This window comes from Histidinibacterium aquaticum (genome assembly GCF_008710275.1).
Lineage (GTDB): Bacteria > Pseudomonadota > Alphaproteobacteria > Rhodobacterales > Rhodobacteraceae > Oceanicola > Oceanicola aquaticus.
The window spans coordinates 60,292-80,107 of record NZ_VYQE01000006.1; the positions used below are offsets into that span (position 1 = coordinate 60,292).

The 19,816-nt window shown below is 68.1% G+C and carries 21 protein-coding genes; 15 read left to right on the forward strand and 6 right to left on the reverse strand.

Features of this window, described 5'->3' with window-relative positions:
- Positions 1–192 precede the first annotated feature (192 nt).
- Complete coding sequence (locus tag F3S47_RS16910; RefSeq protein ID WP_150446491.1) at positions 193–1,947, forward strand: acetolactate synthase 3 large subunit; 1,755 nt, start codon at positions 193–195, stop codon at positions 1,945–1,947.
- Positions 1,948–1,988: 41 nt separating this feature from the next.
- On the forward strand, positions 1,989–2,570 hold the full coding sequence (gene ilvN / locus F3S47_RS16915; protein ID WP_150446492.1) for an acetolactate synthase small subunit: 582 nt from the start codon (positions 1,989–1,991) through the stop codon (positions 2,568–2,570).
- Between the two features lie 52 nt (positions 2,571–2,622).
- On the opposite strand, the gene F3S47_RS16920 is transcribed toward ilvN, so the two are convergent.
- A complete protein-coding gene (locus F3S47_RS16920; protein ID WP_150446493.1) occupies positions 2,623–2,880 on the reverse strand; it encodes a hypothetical protein in 258 nt (85 codons plus the stop codon).
- A gap of 161 nt (positions 2,881–3,041) precedes the next feature.
- Between F3S47_RS16920 and F3S47_RS16925 the strand changes: the two genes are divergently transcribed.
- Genes F3S47_RS16925 through F3S47_RS16935 form a run of 3 tightly spaced genes read left to right on the forward strand, consistent with a single transcriptional unit; the run spans position 3,042 to position 5,860 of the window.
- On the forward strand, positions 3,042–3,980 hold the full coding sequence (locus tag F3S47_RS16925) for a nucleoside hydrolase (protein ID WP_150446494.1): 939 nt from the start codon (positions 3,042–3,044) through the stop codon (positions 3,978–3,980).
- Complete coding sequence (locus F3S47_RS16930; RefSeq protein WP_150446495.1) at positions 3,977–4,423, forward strand: GNAT family N-acetyltransferase; 447 nt, start codon at positions 3,977–3,979, stop codon at positions 4,421–4,423. Before F3S47_RS16925 ends, F3S47_RS16930 begins: the two co-directional genes overlap by 4 nt.
- Before the next feature lie 39 nt (positions 4,424–4,462).
- The gene (locus tag F3S47_RS16935) at positions 4,463–5,860 is read left to right on the forward strand and encodes a protein adenylyltransferase SelO (protein ID WP_150446496.1); all 1,398 of its coding nucleotides are present in this window, start codon (positions 4,463–4,465) and stop codon (positions 5,858–5,860) included.
- On the opposite strand, the gene F3S47_RS16940 is transcribed toward F3S47_RS16935, so the two are convergent.
- A complete protein-coding gene (locus F3S47_RS16940; protein ID WP_150446497.1) occupies positions 5,803–6,735 on the reverse strand; it encodes a DMT family transporter in 933 nt (310 codons plus the stop codon). The two genes, F3S47_RS16935 and F3S47_RS16940, sit on opposite strands and share 58 nt — an antisense overlap.
- Before the next feature lie 108 nt (positions 6,736–6,843).
- Here F3S47_RS16940 and F3S47_RS16945 point away from each other — a divergent pair, with 108 nt between their 5' ends.
- Both F3S47_RS16945 and F3S47_RS16950 read left to right on the forward strand, forming a co-directional pair.
- The gene (locus F3S47_RS16945; RefSeq protein ID WP_150446498.1) at positions 6,844–8,061 is read left to right on the forward strand and encodes an acyl-CoA dehydrogenase; all 1,218 of its coding nucleotides are present in this window, start codon (positions 6,844–6,846) and stop codon (positions 8,059–8,061) included.
- Between the two features lie 70 nt (positions 8,062–8,131).
- Positions 8,132–9,079 carry a phosphoadenosine phosphosulfate reductase gene (locus F3S47_RS16950; RefSeq protein ID WP_150446499.1) on the forward strand — a complete coding sequence of 316 codons (948 nt, stop codon included), beginning with the start codon at positions 8,132–8,134 and terminating at the stop codon, positions 9,077–9,079.
- A 1-nt stretch (position 9,080) separates the two neighbouring features.
- Here F3S47_RS16950 and F3S47_RS16955 read toward each other — a convergent pair whose 3' ends face one another.
- On the reverse strand, positions 9,081–9,362 hold the full coding sequence (locus F3S47_RS16955) for a hypothetical protein (protein WP_150446500.1): 282 nt from the start codon (positions 9,360–9,362) through the stop codon (positions 9,081–9,083).
- Between the two features lie 106 nt (positions 9,363–9,468).
- Between F3S47_RS16955 and pyrC the strand changes: the two genes are divergently transcribed.
- The 5 genes from pyrC to F3S47_RS16980 all read left to right on the forward strand — a co-directional run bounded on the left by pyrC (position 9,469) and on the right by F3S47_RS16980 (position 15,346).
- On the forward strand, positions 9,469–10,509 hold the full coding sequence (pyrC, locus tag F3S47_RS16960; protein ID WP_150446501.1) for a dihydroorotase: 1,041 nt from the start codon (positions 9,469–9,471) through the stop codon (positions 10,507–10,509).
- A gap of 45 nt (positions 10,510–10,554) precedes the next feature.
- A complete protein-coding gene (locus F3S47_RS16965; protein WP_150446502.1) occupies positions 10,555–11,226 on the forward strand; it encodes an orotate phosphoribosyltransferase in 672 nt (223 codons plus the stop codon).
- A gap of 164 nt (positions 11,227–11,390) precedes the next feature.
- A complete protein-coding gene (locus tag F3S47_RS16970) occupies positions 11,391–12,902 on the forward strand; it encodes a replicative DNA helicase (RefSeq protein ID WP_150446503.1) in 1,512 nt (503 codons plus the stop codon).
- 297 nt (positions 12,903–13,199) lie between these two features.
- The gene (locus tag F3S47_RS16975; RefSeq protein ID WP_150446504.1) at positions 13,200–14,534 is read left to right on the forward strand and encodes a hypothetical protein; all 1,335 of its coding nucleotides are present in this window, start codon (positions 13,200–13,202) and stop codon (positions 14,532–14,534) included.
- The gene (locus tag F3S47_RS16980; protein WP_150446505.1) at positions 14,531–15,346 is read left to right on the forward strand and encodes a COG3904 family protein; all 816 of its coding nucleotides are present in this window, start codon (positions 14,531–14,533) and stop codon (positions 15,344–15,346) included. Before F3S47_RS16975 ends, F3S47_RS16980 begins: the two co-directional genes overlap by 4 nt.
- 3 nt (positions 15,347–15,349) lie before the next feature.
- On the opposite strand, the gene F3S47_RS16985 is transcribed toward F3S47_RS16980, so the two are convergent.
- The 3 genes from F3S47_RS16985 to F3S47_RS16995 all read right to left on the reverse strand — a co-directional run bounded on the left by F3S47_RS16985 (position 15,350) and on the right by F3S47_RS16995 (position 17,069).
- Entirely contained in the window at positions 15,350–15,745 is a 396-nt protein-coding gene (locus F3S47_RS16985; RefSeq protein ID WP_150446506.1) for a response regulator, read from the reverse strand.
- Positions 15,746–15,956: 211 nt separating this feature from the next.
- Positions 15,957–16,538, reverse strand: a complete 582-nt coding sequence (locus tag F3S47_RS16990; RefSeq protein WP_150446507.1) for a transglutaminase-like cysteine peptidase — start codon at positions 16,536–16,538, stop codon at positions 15,957–15,959.
- A gap of 90 nt (positions 16,539–16,628) precedes the next feature.
- Complete coding sequence (locus tag F3S47_RS16995) at positions 16,629–17,069, reverse strand: response regulator (RefSeq protein ID WP_150446508.1); 441 nt, start codon at positions 17,067–17,069, stop codon at positions 16,629–16,631.
- Between the two features lie 164 nt (positions 17,070–17,233).
- On the opposite strand from F3S47_RS16995, the gene alr reads away from it, so the two are divergent.
- The 3 genes from alr to F3S47_RS17010 are packed head-to-tail and all read left to right on the forward strand — an operon-like array spanning position 17,234 to position 19,793.
- Positions 17,234–18,271, forward strand: a complete 1,038-nt coding sequence (gene alr / locus F3S47_RS17000; protein WP_150446509.1) for an alanine racemase — start codon at positions 17,234–17,236, stop codon at positions 18,269–18,271.
- 2 nt (positions 18,272–18,273) lie between these two features.
- Positions 18,274–19,050: an MlaE family ABC transporter permease gene (locus F3S47_RS17005; protein WP_150446510.1), complete on the forward strand. Its 777-nt coding sequence runs from the start codon at positions 18,274–18,276 to the stop codon at positions 19,048–19,050.
- Positions 19,047–19,793, forward strand: coding sequence for an ABC transporter ATP-binding protein (locus F3S47_RS17010; protein ID WP_150446511.1), 747 nt, complete (start codon positions 19,047–19,049; stop codon positions 19,791–19,793). Before F3S47_RS17005 ends, F3S47_RS17010 begins: the two co-directional genes overlap by 4 nt.
- Positions 19,794–19,816 lie beyond the last annotated feature (23 nt).

Here is a 19,816-nt window from a genome sequence, read left to right on the forward strand (position 1 = left end):
CCCTCCCGGCGGGGCGGTGCATAAGGCCCGGGCGTACGGAGAAAGAGCATGATGACCCTTCTCGTAGTAATTGGATCGAGGCGCATGGGCCGGTAACGCGGCGACCCAGACAGGTTCCCATGCGCCCCCGACACCCCTCGGGGGCTTTTTTGTGCGCAGGCGAAACGAAGCGTGAGACGAAGGAACAGAGCGATGACTCGTCAAATGACCGGAGCGAAGATGGTGGTCCAGGCCCTGAAGGATCAGGGCGTGGATGTCGTGTTCGGATACCCCGGCGGCGCCGTGCTTCCGATCTACGACGAGATCTTCCAGCAGAACGATATCCGCCACATCCTCGTCCGCCACGAACAGGGCGCCGTCCACGCGGCCGAGGGCTATGCCCGCTCGACCGGCAAGCCGGGCGTCGCGCTAGTCACCTCCGGCCCGGGGGCCACGAACGCCGTCACCGGCCTCACGGACGCGCTGATGGATTCGATCCCGATCATCGTGCTCTCGGGCCAGGTCCCGACCTTTCTGATCGGCTCCGACGGCTTCCAGGAGGCGGATACCGTCGGCATCACCCGCCCCTGCACCAAGCACAACTGGCTGGTGAAGGATCCCGAGCGGCTGGCAGAGACCATCCACGAAGGCTTTCACGTTGCCACCTCGGGTCGCCCCGGCCCGGTGCTGATCGACATCCCGAAGGACGTCCAGTTCGCCACCGGCGCCTACAAGGAGAAGACCAAGGGCCCCAAGAGCCACTACGCCCCACAGATGAAGGGCGACATGGACACCATCACCGAGCTCGTCGAGGCGATGGAGAAGGCCAAGCGGCCGGTGTTCTACACCGGCGGCGGCGTCATCAACTCCGGTCCCGCCGCGAGCCAGCTGCTGCGCGAACTGGTCGAGGCCACGGGCTTTCCCATCACCTCCACGCTGATGGGCCTCGGCGCCTATCCCGCCTCCGGCGACAAGTGGCTGGGTATGCTCGGGATGCACGGCCTCTACGAGGCCAACATGGCGATGCACGACTGCGACCTGCTGATCAATATCGGAGCGCGCTTCGACGACCGGATCACCGGGCGGATCGACGCATTCTCGCCGGGGTCGCGCAAGGCGCACATCGACATCGATCCTTCCTCGATCAACAAGGTCATCCATACCGACATGCCCATCGTCGGTGACGTCGCCCATGTGCTCGAGGACATGCTGAACGTCTGGAAGTCGCGCGGCCGCAAGACAGACCGCGACAACCTCGCGAAGTGGTGGAAGAAGATCGACACCTGGCGCTCGGTCAACTGCCTGGCCTTCCGGCAGGAGGGCAAGGTCATCAAGCCGCAGTACGCGATCCAGCGGCTGGAAGAGCTGACCAAGGGCCACGACCGCTACATCTCGACCGAGGTGGGCCAGCACCAGATGTGGGCCGCGCAGTACATGGGCTTCGAGGCGCCGAACCGCTGGATGACCTCCGGCGGCCTCGGCACCATGGGCTACGGCTTCCCCGCGTCCATCGGCACCCAGGTCGCCCACCCCGAGAGCCTCGTCATCAACGTGGCGGGAGAGGCCTCCTGGCTTATGAACATGCAGGAGATGGGCACCGCGGTGCAGTACCGCCTGCCCGTCAAGCAGTTCATCCTCAACAACGAGCGTCTGGGCATGGTCCGCCAGTGGCAGGAGCTGCTGCACGGCGAGCGCTACTCGCAGAGCTGGTCCGAGGCCCTGCCCGACTTCGTGAAGCTCGCCGAGGCCTTCGGCGCCAAGGGCATCCAGGTCTCCGACCCGGACAAGCTCGATGACGCGATCATGGAGATGGTCGAGCACCCCGGCCCCGTCATCGTCGACTGCCTGGTCGAGAAGCACGAGAACTGCTTCCCGATGATCCCCTCGGGCAAGGCGCACAACGAGATGCTGCTCGGAGAGGCGGAGACCCAGGGCGCGATCGACCCCAAGGACTCGGTGCTGGTCTGAACACCGGCCGCTAGCGAAATCGCGACAAGAAGGTAGAGACGATGTCCGCGCTCAAGATCAAGAAGGGCTCCAACAGCCATTCCGCCTACAACCTCCGGCCGACGTTCTCGGACGTGGAGGAAAGCCATACCCTCGCCGTGCTGGTGGAGAACGAGCCCGGCGTGCTAGCGCGGGTGATCGGGCTCTTTTCCGGCCGGGGCTACAACATCGAGAGCCTCACGGTGGCCGAGGTCGATCACACCGGCAAGCTCAGCCGCATCACGCTCGTCACCTCCGGAACGCCGCAGGTGATCGAGCAGATCAAGGCCCAGCTCGGCCGGATCGTGCCGGTCCACGAGGTCCACGACCTGACGGTCGAGGGCCGCGCCGTGGAGCGGGAGCTCGCGCTCTTCAAGGTGTCGGGCAAGGGCGACGCGCGGATCGAGGCACTGCGGCTCGCCGAGATCTTTCGCGCAAACGTGGTCGACAGCACGCTCGAGAGCTTCGTCTTCGAGATCACCGGCACGCCGGAAAAGATCGACGCCTTCGCCGAGCTGATGACGCCGCTGGGGCTGCTGGAGGTCGCGCGGACCGGCGTCGCGGCCCTCTCCCGCGGGGTGGGCCTGGCGGTCGGTCTGAAATGAAAAGGGCCGGCGTGAAGCCGGCCCGTTCCATCAGAATACACTGAAGGTGGCGTTACTCGGTATCGGCGCTGTCGCCTTCCTCGATGCCATCTTCGTCAAGGTCGTACTCTTCGAGCTCTTCCAGCTCGACGCCCGTCAGCACGCCGTCGCCATTCACGTCGAGGACCTCGAAGTCCGTGGCGGACACGTCGGGATAGTCTTCCATGAGCATCTCGAGCGTGATCGCTTCCTGCTCGTCGACCGACTGCGCGGCGGCGAAGGTCGGCACGGCAACGATGGCTGCGGTAAGAAGCTTCGTAATACGGGTCATAACAGTCTCCTTCCGTTCAAGGTTACCCCCACAAGCCGTCCCCCCCGACGGTTGTTCCAGACCGATTGTTTTTCGACATTGCGATTTCGTGAGGAGGCGCTTCCGCTGGACCCCGCCGCCCAAGGCTGAGAGAGTGCGCGCGCAGCCGGGACGGAGGGAAAATGGCCCGTAAGATCATCATCGACACCGACCCCGGCCAGGACGACGCGGTCGCCATCCTGCTCGCCCTCGCCTCGCCCGAGGACGTTGAAGTGCTGGGCGTCACGGCGGTGGCGGGAAACGTTCCGCTGGCCCTGACCGAACGCAATGCGCGCATCGTCTGCGAACTGGCGGGCAAGCCCGACACCCTCGTCTTCGCCGGCTGCGACGCGCCGCTGTCGCGGCCGCTGGTCACCGCCGAGCACGTCCACGGCAAGACCGGCCTCGACGGGCCGCCGCTGGAAGAGCCGCGCATGGCGCTCCAAGGCGCGCATGCGGTCGACTTCATCGTGGAGACACTGCGGCGCGAGACGCCCGGCAGCGTCACGCTCTGCCCGCTGGGGCCGCTCACGAACATCGCCACGGCGCTGCAGCGCGCGCCCGAGCTCGCGGACCGGATCGCCGAGATCGTCCTGATGGGCGGCGCCTACTTCGAGGTGGGCAACATCACGCCCGCGGCGGAGTTCAACATCTACGTCGACCCGGAAGCCGCGGATATCGTGATGAAATCCGGCATTCCCGTCACCATGATGCCGCTCGACGTCACGCACCGGGCGCTCACGACCGCGGACCGGGTGGAAGCGTTCCGCGGGATGGGCACACGGGTCGGAGAGATGGTCGCCGCCTGGACCGATTTCTTCGAGCGGTTCGACAAGGAGAAATACGGCTCCGCCGGTGCCCCGCTGCATGATCCGACGGTGATCGCCTACCTGATCGAGCCGGAGATCTTCAGCGGCCGACACATCAACGTCGAGATCGAGACCGGCTCGGAGCTGACGCTCGGCATGACCGTGGCGGACTATTGGCGCGTCACAGACCGGCCGGCCAACGTCCAGTTTATGCGCGACCTCGACGCCGATCGGTTCTTCTCGCTGCTCACCGACCGGATCGGCCGACTATGACCGCGATCACCCTCTGCACCACCGAGCATGCCGCCAAGCTCCTGCCCCTTGTGGAGCGCTGCCACGAGGAAAGCGGGATCGAAAGCACCGAGGAGAGCCGCGAGGCGGCCGTCCTGCCCCTGCTGGAGGGATCGCCGCTCGGTGCGGCCTGGGTCCTGGGCCTGGTGCGCGCCCCCGTCGGCTACATCGTCGTCACCTTCTCCTGGTCGCTGGAGCTGGGCGGCATGGTCGGCGCGATCGACGAGCTCTGGGTCCGTCCCTCCGTCCGGCGTCGCGGCATCGCCACGGAAGCCCTGCACGGCATCTCGGGCGCGCTGAGCGACGGCGGCGTCCAGGCCCTCAACCTGCAGGTGCCCGAGGGGGCGGAAACGGCGCTGCGGCTGTTCCGTCGGGCGGGCTTCCAGCCGCGCGAGGGGAATCTGGCGATGTCCCGCAGGCTCTAGGCCCCTTGGGCCGCGGGACGAAGGCCTTACATTGGAGCCATGACCCTCTCGATCCCCTTCGATAACAGCTACGCCCGCCTCCCCGGCCAGCTCTTCACCCGGCTCGACCCGACCCCCGTCGCCGAGCCGCGCCTCATCGCCTGGAACCACGCTCTCGCCTCGGAGCTCGGCATCGACCTCCCCGGTGTCGACGAGAGCTCGCTGGCCCGCCACTTCTCCGGCAACGACGTGCCGTCCGGCGCACAGCCACTGGCGCAGGCCTATGCCGGGCACCAATTCGGACAGTGGAACCCGCAGCTCGGTGACGGCCGCGCCATCCTGCTGGGCGAGGTTCAGGCGCCGTCGGGCCGCTTCGACATCCAGCTCAAGGGCGCGGGCCGGACACCCTACTCACGCATGGGCGACGGCCGGGCCTGGCTGGGCCCCGTCCTGCGGGAATACGTGATGTCCGAGGCGATGCACGCCATGGGCATCCCGACCACGCGGGCGCTCGCCGCCGTCTCGACCGGCGAGAACGTGCTGCGCGAGGCGCCGCTGCCCGGCGCGATCCTGACCCGCGTCGCCAAGAGCCACGTCCGCGTCGGCACCTTCCAGTTCTTCGCCGCGCGCGCCGACACCGAAGCGCTGCAGGCGCTCGCCGACCACGTCATCGCGCGGCACTACCCCGACGCGAAGAACATCACGCAACTGCTTGAAAAGGTGGTCGAAGCGCAGGCCGACCTGATTGCCTCATGGATGTCCGTCGGCTTCATCCACGGGGTCATGAACACCGATAACATGAGCCTCGCGGCGGAGACCATCGACTATGGCCCCTGCGCCTTCATGGACGCTTACCACCCCAAGATGGTCTTCTCCTCGATCGACCAGTTCGGACGCTATGCCTACGCCAACCAGCCGCAGATCGCGGTCTGGAACATCGCGCAGTTCGCCTCCGCACTGATCCCGCTGATGGAGGACACGGACGCCGCAGTCGAAGAGTTCACCGAGATCGTGAACCGCTTTCCCGACCACTACCAGCAGGCCTGGCTCGCCCGGTTCGGCGCGAAGCTCGGCCTGCCGCAGCTTGAGGATCCGGCGCTCGCCGAGGAGCTGCTCTCGCTCATGGCGCGGGACGGAGCGGACTTCACCAACGTCTTCGCGAACCTGCCCGACGCGCGCGACGAGTTCATCGACCGCGATGCCTTCGACGACTGGGCGGCGAGATGGCAGGCGCTCGGCCCGGACGAGGCGCTCATGGCCCGGAGCAATCCGCAGGTCGTGCCGCGGCTCCACCGCATCGAACAGTCGATCGAGGCGGCGGTTTCGGGCGACTTCGCGCCCTTCAAGCGACTTCTGAAGATAGCCACGCAGCCCTTTGATCTGAAAGAGGAAGATGCCGCCTACAGCCGACCCCCGGCAGAGGAAGAGCGGGTCACCCGGACTTTCTGCGGGACCTGAGCCGGTCTGTTGATCAGGACGATCCCCACCGCCACCAGCCCCAGCGCGGCGATCAGCGTCGGGCTAACCTGCTCGCCGAGCAGGAGCCAGCCGAGCCCGACGCCGAAGACCGGCGAGAGGAAGCTGAAGGAGGCGACTCCCGAGGCCGGGTAGATCGACAGCAGCCAGAGCCAGAAGAGGAAGCCCGCCGAGACGACGACGACGATCTGGAACAGGAGCCCCGCGAGGTGGATCCACCCCGGGTCGCGCAGGAGGTCGCCGAAGAGCGGCGAGACCGCCAGCAGGATCGGCGCCGAGACGAGCACCTGCCAGAAGAGCTGGCTCTCCGGCCGGACCTCCTTGAGCCGGCTGGCGCGGACGACGAGGCCCATGGCGGCCCAGCTCATCGCCGCGGCCAGCGCCGCGAGGTCTCCCGCCAGCGAGCCTGCCGCCCCGCCGCGCGCCAGCATCGCCCAGGCGACCCCGCCGAGTGCGAGCGCGAGACCGATCGCCTTGCGCCGGGTGATCGCGTCGCCGGGCAGCAGGAAATGCGCCCCGAGCGTCAGCCAGACCGGCATCGAGTAGAACATCACGCTCGCCCGGGCGACGGTCGTCAGGTCGAGCGCGATGAAGAGGCCGATGAACTCGCCCGAGAAGAGCAGCCCCGTCGCCAGCCCCGCCAGCCGGGTGCCCCGGGGAAACTCCAGCGGGATGCCCCGGACCCAGAGCCAGAGACCCAGGCAGAGCACCGCCCCGGCCGAGCGCACGCCCGCGAAGAACACGGGCTGGAGCCCGCCGTTCGTCACCTTGATGACCACCTGATTGAAGCCGAGCATGAGGGCGAAGCCGGTCAGCGCGACCGCCCCGAAGGTGTCGATCCGGTCTTTTCGATGCATGCGGGCCTCCCCGCGACCTTCTGGCCCGCCCCGGACGGCCCCGCAAGGCCCCCTCGCCCCTTCCCGCACGGGCGCGCAGGGGCTACATGACGGCCAAGGAGACCTGCCATGACCCTCGATACGCCCAAAGCCTCCGAGGCCCCGAGCCTCTCCCGCCACGACTGGACCGATGCGCTCGGCCTGGAAGCCCAGCTGACCGAGGAGGAGCGGATGCTGCGCGACGGCGCGGCCAGCTTCGCCGAGGACAAGCTCGCCCCTCGGGTGAAAGCCGCCTACAGGGACGAGACGGTCGATCCTGAGATCTTCGCCCAGATGGGCGCCGCCGGGTTGCTCGGCGTGACGATTCCCGAGGAATACGGCGGGCTCGGCGCGGGCTACGTGACCTACGGGCTGGTGGCACGCGAGATCGAGCGGATCGACTCAGGCTACCGCTCGATGATGTCGGTGCAGTCGAGCCTGGTGATGTACCCGATCCATGCCTACGGCACCGAGGACCAGCGGCAGAAGTACCTGCCCGGCCTCGCCTCCGGCAAGCTGGTGGGCTGTTTCGGCCTGACCGAGCCCGACGCGGGCTCCGACCCCGCGGGCATGAAGACGCGCGCGGAGAAGACCGACGGCGGATACCGACTGACCGGGTCGAAGATGTGGATCTCGAACTCTCCCATCGCCGATGTCTTCGTCGTCTGGGCCAAGTCCGACGCGCACGAGGGCAAGATCCGCGGATTCGTTCTGGAAAAGGGCATGACCGGCCTCTCCGCCCCGAAGATCGGCGGCAAGCTCAGCCTGCGCGCCTCGGTGACCGGCGAGATCGTCATGGATGGCGTCGAGGTCGGCGAAGAGGCGCTGCTGCCGGGCGTCGAGGGCCTCAAGGGTCCCTTCGGCTGCCTCAACCGCGCGCGCTACGGGATTTCCTGGGGCGTCATGGGCGCGGCGGAGGCCTGCTGGCACGCGGCACTGGCCTATGGCTTGGATCGGAAACAGTTCGGCCGCCCGATCGCGCAGACGCAGCTCTTCCAGAAGAAACTGGCGGATATGCAGACGGAAATCGCGCTCGGACTTCAGGGATCGCTGGCCCTGGGGCGGATGATGGAGGCCGGCACGGCAAGCCCGGAAACGATTTCTCTCATGAAGAGAAACAATTGCGGCAAGGCCCTAGAGGTCGCCCGCATGGCCCGGGACATGCATGGCGGTAACGGTATCTCGGACGATTTTCCCGTTATGCGTCATATGGTTAACCTGGAGACGGTGAATACCTACGAGGGCACGCACGACATCCACGCGCTGATCCTCGGCCGCGCCCAGACGGGCTTGCAAGCCTTCTTCTGAACCTCGACAATGGACGCCGTGCGAACAATGCGCCCGCACCGGTGGGGCGTGGAGGCGAGGAGCACGGCGCATGTCCGAAGAGGAGGGCATCCACGAGGGGCTCGACCTCTCCGACCTGGAGGGCGAGACCTGGCGGGCCACCTTCCGCGAGGCGGGCAAGCAGTTCGGATTCCACGAAAATCTGGGTGACGAGCATGAGGCGGTCTTTGTCGAGGAAGGCCGCAGGCTCATTGTATCCTTCGAGGTCGACTCCCGCATGGACGACCCCGCCACGGACTACCGGCCCCGCTCCTGGGTCATGGGAGAGGAGGCGGGCTGGTCGACCCTGACCCTGCTCAGCCGGGGCGAGACCTGGTTCCGGGACCCGGCGGTCTACCGGCTGATGGACCGGCTCACCGACGACGGTTTCTTCGACGATTTCGAGGAGGTCCTGTTCTACGGGGCGGGATCTGGCGGCTACGCGGCAGCCACGTTTTCTGTGGCGGCGCCCGGCGCGCGCGTCCTCGCGCTGCGACCGCAGGCCACGCTATCGGCCGATACGGCCGGCTGGGACGGGCGCTACCGCGCGCACCGGATGCGCGACTTCGAGGGGCGCTACGGCTACGCGCCCGACATGCTCGACGCCGCCGACGCCGCCTATGTCCTCTACGATCCGCACCAGGAGGAGGACGCGATGCACGCCGCGCTCTTCCGGCGGGTGAACGTCATGCGGCTGCGCTGCCCGCACATGGGGCTCGCGCTCGACCGGAACCTGCACGGGATGGGCATTCTCACCAGCCTGATGCGCCGCGCCATGGCGGGCGACCTGACCGCGCTCAGCTTCGCACGCGCCTTTCGCGCCCGGCGCAAGTTCCCGCCCTACCTGCGCGGCTTCCTCGCCGAGGTGCAGGACACGGGCCGCGTGCGGCAGGCCATCCGCGTCGCCCGGCACGGTCTCGAGACCACCGGCCGGCCGCTTTTCCGCAAGCGGCTCGGCCAGTTGCAGGATCAGGCGAAGGCGCAGACCGCGGCCGAGTAGGTCAGGACCTCGGGCCCTCGACCACCTTGCGCAGGGCTGCCGTCCCCCGGGTCGCGAAATACCCGAGCACACCGCCAAGGACGACGGCGAAGGCCGTCCCGCTGTCGAGCGCCGAGGCGAGCAGCGCCGCACCTAGGAAGGCGACCATCACCGAAATCGCGCGAATCTCGTGCGGCTGGACGGCGATATGCGGCGCCATGGCCTTGGCCAGCGGGCGGGCGACGCTGTCGTCTAGGCGGGGCGCCGCGAAGCCCGCGGCGAGGGCGATCAGGAAACCGAGCATGGGCGGACCTCCTCTGGACCATGTCCAGAGAGATAAGGCCACGCCGCCGCCGGAGTGCAAGACCGCGGCTCTGGCGCGGGCCGGATCGGCGGTGTAAGCGGGACTCATGACCGACCGCCTGACCCTTCGCCGGCCCGACGATTGGCACCTGCACCTGCGGGACGGCGCGATGTTGGAGGGGGTCCTCCCCGACTCCGCCGCGCATTTCGGCCGGGCGATCGTCATGCCGAACCTCGTGCCCCCGGTCGTGACCGCCGCCGACGCCACCGCCTACCGGGAGCGCATCCTGCGCGCCCTCCCCGAAGGCGCCCGGTTCGAGCCGCTGATGACGCTCTACCTCACCGAGGAGACGGACCCCGCCGACGTGGCCCGGGCCCACGCCGAGGGGATCGCGACGGCGGTGAAGCTCTACCCGGCCGGCGCCACGACCAACTCCGCCTCGGGCGTGCGCGACATGTCCGCGGTGCGCGGCGTGCTGGAGAAGATGGCCGAGATCGGCATGCCGCTCTGCGTCCACGGCGAGGTCACCGATCCCGAGGTCGACATCTTCGACCGCGAGGCGGTCTTCATCGACCGGGTGCTCAAGCCCCTGCGCAAGCAGATCCCCGAGCTGAAGATCGTGATGGAGCATGTCACGACCCAGGACGCGGTGGACTACGTCCGCGACCAGCCCAAGCGGCTCGCGGCCACGATCACCACGCATCACCTCATCATCAATCGCAACGCGATCCTCTCAGGCGGAATCAGGCCGCACATGTACTGCCTGCCCGTCGCCAAGCGCGAACGGCACCGCGTCGCCCTGGTGGAGGCCGCCGTCTCGGGCGACCGGCGGTTCTTCCTGGGCACCGACAGCGCGCCGCACGCCGACGGGGCAAAGCTCCAGGCCTGCGGCTGCGCGGGGATCTACACCGCGCCGGTCACCCTGGCCTGCCTCGCCGAGGTTTTCGACGTGGCGGGCTTCCTGCCGCGGCTCGAGGCCTTCGCCTCGCTCAACGGGCCGCGCTTCTACGGGCTCGCGCCCAACGAGGAGACCGTGACGCTGATGAAGGACGGCCCGCACCCCCGGCCCGAGCGCGTCGAGACCGGCGACGGACCGGTCACCGTCTTCGATCCCGGCTTCCCGCTCCACTGGAGAGTCGAGACGTAACCGGCGGTTTTCAGGTATTTTTGGCTAGATGAAGGAGAGAGGCGCATGATCCCCACGGGGTTCCCGGCAAAGGACGAGATCGCGCGGCTGACCGCGGGGATGCTGCTCGAAATCGGTGCCGTGCAGTTCAGCGCCGCCGAGCCCTTTACCCATGCCAGCGGCAACCGCGCGCCGACCTACGTGGACTGCCGCCGGATCATCTCCTTTCCGAGAGTCCGCGCGACGCTCATGGATTTCCTCGCCGTCTCGATCATGCGCGAGGCGGGCTTCGAGGCCTTCGACAACGTGGCCGGCGGCGAGACGGCGGGCATACCCTTCGGCGCCCTCGTGGCCGAGCGGCTGGGGCTGCCGATGACCTATGTCCGCAAGAAGCCCAAGGGCTACGGCAAGAACGCGCGGATCGAGGGACAGATGGCCGAGGGGCAGCGCGTGCTGCTGGTGGAGGATCTGACTACCGACGGCGGCTCCAAGCTCTCCTTCGTCGACGCGATCCGCGAGACCGGGGCCACCTGCGCCGCGACGGCGGTGATCTTCTACTACGACATCTATCCCGAGACGACCGAGCGGCTGGCCGACCACGGCGTGCGACTCATCCACCTCTGCACCTGGTGGGACGTGCTGGCCGAGGCGCGGACCCGCGGTGCCTTCGATTCCGCGACACTTGACGCGGTCGAAGACTACCTCCGCGCGCCGAAGGACTGGCAGCCACCTGCCTAACGCGGCGGCATTTCGCTCAGCCACTCCCAGATGCTGCCCGTCACGGCAGCAGCATCGCAACATCTGAGCCGCCGAGATCGTCCACAGCTTTATACAATTTGCGCCGAGGGTCCGCGCTCGGCTAAACGATCCGGCACGGGACAGACGGACATCACGGGGCAGGCATGAACGACATCGCGGCGTTACGCGCAGGGACTCCGCCGGCGGAGATCAAGCAGGAAGACGAGGGCGGCACGCTGCCCCACTCCATCGAGGCCGAGCAGCAGCTGCTGGGCGCGATCCTCACCAACAACGACATCTTCGACCGGGTGGCCTCGATCATCGGGCCCGAGCATTTCTTCGACCCGGTGCATGCCGCGATCTACGAGACCGCCGCCGCGCGGATCACCAAGAACGCCCTCGCCTCCCCGGTGACGCTCAAGTCCTTCCTGGAGGACCACGAGGGGCTCAAGGAGCTCGGCGGCCCCGCCTATCTCGTGCGGCTGGCGGGCCACGCGGTGAGCTCCTACGCCGTCCGCGACTATGCGCAGATGATCTACGATCTCGCGATCCGGCGGCAGCTCATCTCGCTCGGTCACGACATCGCCGACCGGGCGGGACGCGTCGAGGTGCAGGACGGACCCAAGGAGCAGATCGTCGAGGCCGAGCAGGCGCTCTACAAGCTCGCCGAGCAGGGCCAGGCCGAGTCGGGCTTCCAGTCCTTCCTCAAGGCCGTGACCGACGCGGTGAACGTCGCCAATGCCGCGTACCAGAGGGACGGGGGCCTCGCGGGCGTCTCCACCGGCCTGACAGACCTCGACCGCAAGCTGGGCGGCCTGCACCGGTCCGACCTTCTGATCCTCGCCGGGCGCCCCTCGATGGGGAAGACCTCGCTCGCCACGAACATCGCCTTCAACATCGCCAAGGCCTACCGCAAGGGCACCCTGCCCGACGGGACCGAGGGCACGGTGAACGGCGGCATCGTCGGCTTCTACAGCCTGGAGATGTCGGCCGAGCAGCTCGCGGCGCGGATCCTCTCCGAGGCCTCCGAGGTCCCCTCGGAGCAGATCCGGCGCGGCGACATGACCGAGGCCGAGTTCCGCCGCTTCGTGGAGGCCGCGAAGGCGCTGGAGGCCTGCCCGCTCTACATCGACGACACGCCCGCCCTGCCGATCTCCCAGCTCGCCGCGCGGGCGCGGCGGCTCAAGCGGACCTACGGGCTCGACGCGCTCTTCGTCGACTACCTGCAGCTCATCAAGGGCACGGGGCGGAACGACAACCGCGTGAACGAGATCTCGGAGATCTCGCAGGGCCTCAAGGCCATCGCGAAAGAGCTCGACATCCCCGTCGTCGCCCTCTCGCAGCTCTCCCGCCAGGTCGAGTCGCGCGATGACAAGCGGCCACAGCTGAGCGACCTGCGGGAATCGGGCTCGATCGAGCAGGACGCCGACGTCGTGATGTTCGTGTTCCGCGAGGAGTACTACAAGGAGCGCGAAAAGCCGGGCGACCACGAGATGGAGAAGATGGCGACCTGGCAGGACGAGATGGAGCGCCTGCACGGAAAGGCGGAGGTCATCATCGGCAAGCAGCGTCACGGCCCCATCGGCTCGGTCGACCTGTCCTTCGAGGGCCGCTTCACCCGCTTCGGCAATTTGGTGAAGCCCTGGCAACAACAGCCGGGCAACGAGGGGTTCTAAATCTCCGCGACGCAATAAGTGGGCCTTATCGGACAGCTGTCCGGCAATCTTGCTGTTCACAACGCGGGGTCAATCGACCATATACGGCTCAGCGACCTGCCTTACGTTTCCGGAAACTTCGGAGACCGGCAGGCAACGCTGGTCCGGGGTCCAACCTGCACGCGTAGCGAGTACCAACGTTGGAGATGTCAGCGCGGGCTCCGGGCCGTTCCCTTCCCGACATAGCCGACAAGTGACTGGCCTTCGCGGCGTCGCGGCCTCTATCGTGGCCCGAATGCAGAACCTTGGCGGGACCCCATGAGCGACGACAGCCATCCGAGCCGGCAGGAGGCGCACGGCATCCGCCACGCGCGCGAACTCGAAGGCCACCTGAGCTGGCTCGACAGCTTCACGGGGGCGGCGCTCGGCGTTCTGGCCGTGGCCTCGGGCATCTACACCTATCTCGGCGTCTCGTCGCTGCTGGACGACAACGGGGCGCTCAGCTTCTTCGCCGCCATGTCCTACTCGGTCGCGGTCTCCGTCGGCATCTTCGTCTTCTGGTCCTACCTCATGCGGCTTCTGCCGGCGGTGCGGACCATGGCCGCCCGGGTCGGGCTCTTCTTCGCGATGCTGCTGGGCTCGCTCGCGATCATCGCCATGTCCTCGTGGCTGAACGCGGCGGCTCTCGCGGGGGCGGCGGCGGTCGAACAGCACATGGCGACCACCGTGCAGACCTACCAGCGCTCGCTGGAGCAGGCGAACGCCGCGGCTGTCTCGGCGCAGGGGCTGGAGCGCGACGTGGCCAGGGTCCGACAGAGCTTCGAGGATCTCTCCGAGCAGGAGGCGACCGGCCAGCTCTCCGGCTTCGCCGGCGAGGGCGCGGTGTTCAGGCTGCTGCAACAGAAATCCGACGAGCTCTCGGCCCTCGAGGAACAGATCGAGAGCTACGATCCCCTCGTCGCCCAGGAATTCGAGCGCGGCAACGCCATCCTGAGCCGGATGCGGGCGCTGACCGTCGAGCCGGGCCCGGTCGAGCCGCGCTCGGTCACCTTCTCCGAGGAGGCGGTGCAGCTCGCCAACGTCATCACGCGGCTGCGGCAGCTCTCGGTCGCGCCGCTGGTGCGGCGCGCGGCCAACGATCTGTCCGCCTCCGTGGTCCTGCCCGAACTTGACGGCTCGGACGCCGAGACGCGCGAGGGACAGTCGGCCACCATCGACAGCGTGCTGACGGTGCTGGGCCAACGGGCCGAAACGCTGCGGCAGGCGGCAGAGGCGGTCATCGCCATGCCCCAGCCGCCCGACACGACCTACACGCCGATCTCCACCGCCGACGCGGTGATCCTCTATGCCGGGAACTTCGTGCCGTCCTGGGCCGGGGCGATTTCCATCGACCTGCTTCCGGCCGTGCTCGTCCTGATCGTGGCGATCACCCAGTCCGCGATCCGGACGGCCCGCGGTCCGGCCGATACCGCCGACTCGATGTCCCTCGCGGAGCTGCGCTCTGCCGTGCGGGTGCTGCGCGAGGTCGAGGGAATGGACCGTGCGGCGCCAGCGACCGAAAGGCCCGCGGCGGAGACGCCCGCGTCCGACAGGCCCGCGGAGGAGCCGAGACGTCCGCTCTCCGCCGTCGAGACCAACCGGCCCGCCGAATGACCGACACGACGGAGACCCCGGAAGAGGAGCGGTCCCCCCGCGATACCAGGCGGATGCTCAAGGCCATCCTCCTGATCCAGGTCGGTCTCGCGGGGGTGCTCATCGCCTCGGACATGCTGCGGGTCCTGCCCGGCATTCTCGACAGGACCGAGGCGCCGGCCCTGACCGAGCCGCTGCGACCCGGCGATCAGACCCGGCGCTACCGGCCCGAGGAGCTGTCTCCGCGCGAGGGGCGGCCCGGGACGCGGCCCGTCCCGATCCAGCAGGACATGCCCTCGCGGCTCATGTTCGAGACCGCGACCTGGGAGGGTCGGCCGACCCTTATCCTGACCGGGATGATCGCGGCGGAGGACTCCGACCGGCTGACGGAGCACCTCGAGACCCTCGAGACGCCGCCAGAGCTCGTCTTCCTCAATTCTTCCGGCGGCTCGGTTCGGGACGCTCTGGGCATTGGCCGCACCCTGCGCGACCTCGGCGCGGAGACCCGGATGACGGAGGCCGACATCTGCCTCTCGGCCTGCCCCTACGTGCTTGCCTCTGGGACGGTCCGGCAGGTCGAAGAGGGGGCGATGGTCGGGGTCCACCAGCACTTCTTCGGGCAGAACACCGCCCTGCCCGCCTTCCTCGCCGTCGAGGACATCCAGCGCGGCCAGGGGCTCGTCATGGCTTATCTCGACGAGATGGGCGTCGACCCGATGCTGATGGAGCCCGCGCTGCTCACGCCGCCCAACGAGATCTACCTGCTGACCGCCGAGGAAATGGCGGAGTTCGGGCTCACGACGCCCGTCGCGGAGGAAGCCTCGGCCAACTGAGCCTCAGCGCAGTTCGCGCAGGCTCTCGGCGGTCCGGGCGGCCTCTTGCAGGGCCGCGCCGATCTGGCGGTTGTCGGCGGGTTTGGAGATGAACGGACCCCGGTACCCCTGGCGCCGGACCTCCTTCTCCTCGACGCCCGAGATGACGACGTAGGGAATCCCCCGCGCCTCGAGCCTTTCGGCGACGGGACGCGCGCTGCGGCCGGCCAGATTGATATCCAACATCACGCAGTCGATGTCGTTCTCGTGCATCTCGATCCGGTCGATGGCGCGGTCCACGTGGCTCGCCACGTCCACGACGGTATGACCGAACTCCTCGGCGGTGGCTTCCAGATCAATCGAGATGATAGTCTCATCCTCGACGACGAGCAGACGAAGCTTTTTCTCGTGGATTGTCATGATGTTACCACGCGCGGTCGCGAAGCAGGTCCCGCGACGATAGAAGGGTTAACAGGGAATGAATTACAAGCAGCACGGGTACAGCTTACGACACATCCCAAGAGCTTGCATTAAACTCGGACATAGTTGGCGAAACATTTTCTCCGCATCGTCGGGATTGAGCTGGATCCTACCTCAATCTCCCGAGTCTGAACGGCCTGCAGGGCAGGTCTCAGCGTATCGCGTAGCGCACCCACATCCCGTCGGGGCGCTCGCGACGCTCGTAGCGGTAGGGAACCGCGTCCCAGCAGAGGATGTCGTCCGACAGGTTATCGAGCACCCAGGTTCCCCGCGTGGTCTCGGCCAGAAGGACCGCGTGCGGAAAGACCTGCACCTCGTGGTGCACGATCGCCATCGTGAGCGCCGCCGAGGGAAGGCCCTCCGCCACGAGCCGGCGGCGCTTCTCCAGGGCGAAATCCTCGCAATCGCCCATCCCGTTCACTGGAAACTGCCAGCATTCCTCGCTCGTCTCCCCCGGTTCGTCGGGAACAAGGGTGATCTCGTCATTGACCTCTCGGTTCACGCGCTCGAGCGCCGAATGCGCGCTGTCCCAGTCGAGGACCGGGCTGCCGGACAGGGCGCAGGCCGCGGGCTCCCGTTCGCAGAAGTCGGCGTACTGGCTCGGCTGCCCCTCCACGCGCCAGAGCGCGAGGGTGAGCGGCCCGCACCGGACCTCCCGCGCGGGTCCCCCTGTGGCGGAGACGCCCATAAGCGCGGCAAGACAGAAGGCGCGAAATGCGGTCCGACAGGCCATGTCGACCGCCAGTATACACGAAAACGAACGGCACGGCGCGCGCGCAGACCGTCACGTCCTCCCCTCTCGCTCCCACGGCACGGCGCCGGGTCAGGCGAGCTCGGGCCGCGCCTGCGGGAGCATCGACCTGCGCGGACACCTCCGGCCGAGATCGTCGAGTGCGGTGCGCACGGCCTCTCGCGGCGCGAAAGGAGCGACCCGCGGGCCGCGGAATCCCTCCCGGCGTGTCTCGTCCTCTGGCAGATCCGTGAGCAGGACGTAGGGCACCCCCCGGCGCGCAAGCGAACGGGCGAGCGAACTGGCGCTCCGCCCCACGAGGCGGGGATTGAGCACCACCCCGTCGATCCGGCCCGAGGAACGGGCCAGCCGGTCCTCGGCCTGCGACATGTGGCTGGCGACGTCGACGACGCAGTGACCGAGATCCTCGATCTTCGTCTCGATGTCGATCGCACTGATCGTCCGGTCCTCGATCAACATGAGCCTAAGGGGCTGGCGTCTGTACTGATTGGCAGCAGTCTGACGGTCGGTCACGGTCTCTCCTCCCAGAGATGGTGACAGAGCGCCGGCGAGCAGACCCGGCGCGCGTGTCACGCTACCACAAAGGGCCAGCCTCGGGACAAATAGTTCCCGGAGTCCTAACGCACCGGCAAGGATCCGCGCCTTGACGCGGACGCGGGGCCTGTCAAAAGGCGCTCATGGGCACCGGACGCCTGACCATCGACCTGGCCGCGCTGGCGGCGAACTGGACCGCGCTCGACGCGATGACCGGCTGCGAAACCGCGGCCGTGGTCAAGGCGGACGGCTACGGGCTGGGCATCGGCCCCGTCGCACGGACCCTTCAACAGGCCGGGGCCAAACGCTTTTTCATCGCTGTCGCCGAAGAGGGCCATGCCCTGCGGGCCGCCGTCGGCCCCGACGCGGACATCTGCGTCTTTTCCGGGCACATGGAGGGCGACACCGAGTTGCTCGACGCGCACGGCCTCGTGCCGATGCTCAACTCCCTCGACCAGGTTCTGCGGCACTTCGAGCGGCTGCCGGGGCACCCCTTCGGCATCCAGCTTGATTCGGGAATGAACCGCCTGGGCATGGAGCCCGCCGACTGGGAGGCGGTGGCCGAGATCGCGCTGACCCAGCAGCCGGTGCTGCTGATGAGCCACCTGGCCTGCGCGGACGATGCCGACCACCCGATGAACGCCTACCAGCTTCAGCAATTCCGCAAGATGGCCGACGGGACGGGCGTGCCCCGCTGCCTGGCCGCGACCGGCGGCGTGCTCATGAAGCCGGAGTATCACTTCGAGATGACACGGCCCGGAATCGGGCTCTACGGCGGGATGCCCTTCGCCGACGCGAAGCCCGTGGTTCACCTGGATCTGCCGGTGATCCAATGCCGCACCGTCCAACCGGGCGAGACGGTGGGCTACGGCAACACCTGGACCGCCGACCGGCCGACGCGGATCGCCACGGTTTCGGCCGGCTATGCCGACGGGATCACCCGGCACCTGTCCAACATCGCAACGCTCTGGCACGGCGACACCCCCTGCCCGCTCCGCGGACGGGTCTCGATGGACCTGCTGACGGTCGATGTCTCGGACTGCGACGGCGACCCGGAGGTCCTGTCGCTGCTGAACGACCGGCAGGGCGTGGACACGCTCGCCGACCTGACCGGCACGATCGGCTACGAGATCCTCACCCAGCTCGGCGCCCGCTACGGCCGCGCCTACAGCGGGCTCTGATCATGCTCCGAGCCGTCGCGGGACTGGGTCGCCTGACGCTTTCGCTCGTCGCGGAGATCGGGCGGATGCTGATCTTCACCCTTGAAGTGCTCAGCCATCTCGTGCGCCCGCCGTTTTACCCGCGCGAATTCGGCCAAGCCGTGCTGGCGGTCGGCTGGCAGTCCCTGCCCGTCGTCGGCCTCACCGCGCTCTTCACCGGCGGCGCGCTGGCGCTGCAGATCTACGCCGGCGGCGCACGCTTCTCTGCGGAAGAGCTGGTGCCCCAGATCGTTGCCGTCGGCATGGTGCGCGAGCTCGGCCCCGTGCTCGTTGGCCTGATGATCGCCGCCCGGGTCACCTCCTCCATCGCCGCCGAGATCGCGACGATGAAGGTGACCGAACAGATCGACGCCCTCGTCACGCTCTCCACCCACCCGATGAAGTATCTCACCCTCCCCCGCGTGCTGGCCGCGATGCTCACGGTGCCGGTGCTGGTCGCCGTGGGTGACGTGATCGGCATCTTCGGCGGCTACGTGGTCGGCACCTGGCGGCTAGGCTTCAACCCGGCGGGCTACCTCAAGAATACGGTCGATTTCCTCGAGACGCTCGACATCGTGAGTTCGCTCGCCAAGGGCGCGGCCTTCGGGCTGCTGGCCGCCCTCGCGGGCTGCTACTTCGGCATGCGGTCCTCGCGCGGCGCCCAGGGCGTGGGCCGCGCCACCAAGAGCGCGGTGGTCGCGGCCTCGGTGCTGATCCTCGCGGCGAACTTCATCCTGACGGAGGTCTTCTTCTCGGCATGATCCGTCTCTCCGGCGTCCAGAAATCCTTCGGCGAGAACCATGTTCTGCGCGGCGTCGACCTCGAGGTCGGGCGCGGCGAAAGCTGCGTGGTCATCGGCGGATCGGGAACCGGCAAATCGGTCGTGCTGAAGTGCATCCTCGGGCTGGTCACCCCGGATGCCGGCACCATCGAGGTCGACGGCCAGGACGTGACCCGCGTCTCGCGCGACCCGTTCCTCGCCCGCTTCGGCATGCTCTTCCAGGGCGCGGCGCTCTTCGACTCGCTGCCCGTCTGGCAGAACGTCGGCTTTCGCCTGCTGCGGGGCGAGAAGGCCCGGCCCCGCCGCGAGGCGCGCGACATCGCCATCGAGAAGCTGCGGCGCGTGGGCCTCGGCCCCGAGGTCGCCGACCGCTACCCGGCAGAGCTCTCGGGCGGCATGCAGAAGCGCGTGGGCCTCGCCCGCGCCATCGCCGCCGACCCCGAGATCATCTTCTTCGACGAGCCCACCACCGGCCTCGACCCGATCATGGCCGGCGTCATCAACGAGCTGATCCGCGAGATCGTGACCGAGCTGGGCGTGACGGCGGTGACGATCACCCACGACATGACCTCGGTCCGCTCCATCGCCGACCGGGTCGCGATGCTCCACGGCGGCAAGATCCGCTGGACGGGGCCGGTCTCCGAGATCGACAGCGCGGGCGATCCCTACCTCGACCAGTTCGTGCAGGGCCGCGCCGAAGGTCCCATCGAGACGCTGCGCTGACCGGGCGCGGGCTGGGCAAGCGC

Excerpts from the sequence above, each read along its gene's own strand:
- F3S47_RS16910 (WP_150446491.1), top strand. The coding sequence starts at position 193 with ATGACTCGTCAAATGACCGGAGCGAAGATGGTGGTCCAGGCCCTGAAG.
- ilvN (WP_150446492.1), top strand. The coding sequence starts at position 1,989 with ATGTCCGCGCTCAAGATCAAGAAGGGCTCCAACAGCCATTCCGCCTAC.
- F3S47_RS16920 (WP_150446493.1), bottom strand. The coding sequence starts at position 2,880 with ATGACCCGTATTACGAAGCTTCTTACCGCAGCCATCGTTGCCGTGCCG.
- F3S47_RS16925 (WP_150446494.1), top strand. The coding sequence starts at position 3,042 with ATGGCCCGTAAGATCATCATCGACACCGACCCCGGCCAGGACGACGCG.
- F3S47_RS16930 (WP_150446495.1), top strand. The coding sequence starts at position 3,977 with ATGACCGCGATCACCCTCTGCACCACCGAGCATGCCGCCAAGCTCCTG.
- F3S47_RS16935 (WP_150446496.1), top strand. The coding sequence starts at position 4,463 with ATGACCCTCTCGATCCCCTTCGATAACAGCTACGCCCGCCTCCCCGGC.
- F3S47_RS16940 (WP_150446497.1), bottom strand. The coding sequence starts at position 6,735 with ATGCATCGAAAAGACCGGATCGACACCTTCGGGGCGGTCGCGCTGACC.
- F3S47_RS16945 (WP_150446498.1), top strand. The coding sequence starts at position 6,844 with ATGACCCTCGATACGCCCAAAGCCTCCGAGGCCCCGAGCCTCTCCCGC.
- F3S47_RS16950 (WP_150446499.1), top strand. The coding sequence starts at position 8,132 with ATGTCCGAAGAGGAGGGCATCCACGAGGGGCTCGACCTCTCCGACCTG.
- F3S47_RS16955 (WP_150446500.1), bottom strand. The coding sequence starts at position 9,362 with ATGCTCGGTTTCCTGATCGCCCTCGCCGCGGGCTTCGCGGCGCCCCGC.
- pyrC (WP_150446501.1), top strand. The coding sequence starts at position 9,469 with ATGACCGACCGCCTGACCCTTCGCCGGCCCGACGATTGGCACCTGCAC.
- F3S47_RS16965 (WP_150446502.1), top strand. The coding sequence starts at position 10,555 with ATGATCCCCACGGGGTTCCCGGCAAAGGACGAGATCGCGCGGCTGACC.
- F3S47_RS16970 (WP_150446503.1), top strand. The coding sequence starts at position 11,391 with ATGAACGACATCGCGGCGTTACGCGCAGGGACTCCGCCGGCGGAGATC.
- F3S47_RS16975 (WP_150446504.1), top strand. The coding sequence starts at position 13,200 with ATGAGCGACGACAGCCATCCGAGCCGGCAGGAGGCGCACGGCATCCGC.
- F3S47_RS16980 (WP_150446505.1), top strand. The coding sequence starts at position 14,531 with ATGACCGACACGACGGAGACCCCGGAAGAGGAGCGGTCCCCCCGCGAT.
- F3S47_RS16985 (WP_150446506.1), bottom strand. The coding sequence starts at position 15,745 with ATGACAATCCACGAGAAAAAGCTTCGTCTGCTCGTCGTCGAGGATGAG.
- F3S47_RS16990 (WP_150446507.1), bottom strand. The coding sequence starts at position 16,538 with ATGGCCTGTCGGACCGCATTTCGCGCCTTCTGTCTTGCCGCGCTTATG.
- alr (WP_150446509.1), top strand. The coding sequence starts at position 17,234 with ATGGGCACCGGACGCCTGACCATCGACCTGGCCGCGCTGGCGGCGAAC.
- F3S47_RS17005 (WP_150446510.1), top strand. The coding sequence starts at position 18,274 with ATGCTCCGAGCCGTCGCGGGACTGGGTCGCCTGACGCTTTCGCTCGTC.
- F3S47_RS17010 (WP_150446511.1), top strand. The coding sequence starts at position 19,047 with ATGATCCGTCTCTCCGGCGTCCAGAAATCCTTCGGCGAGAACCATGTT.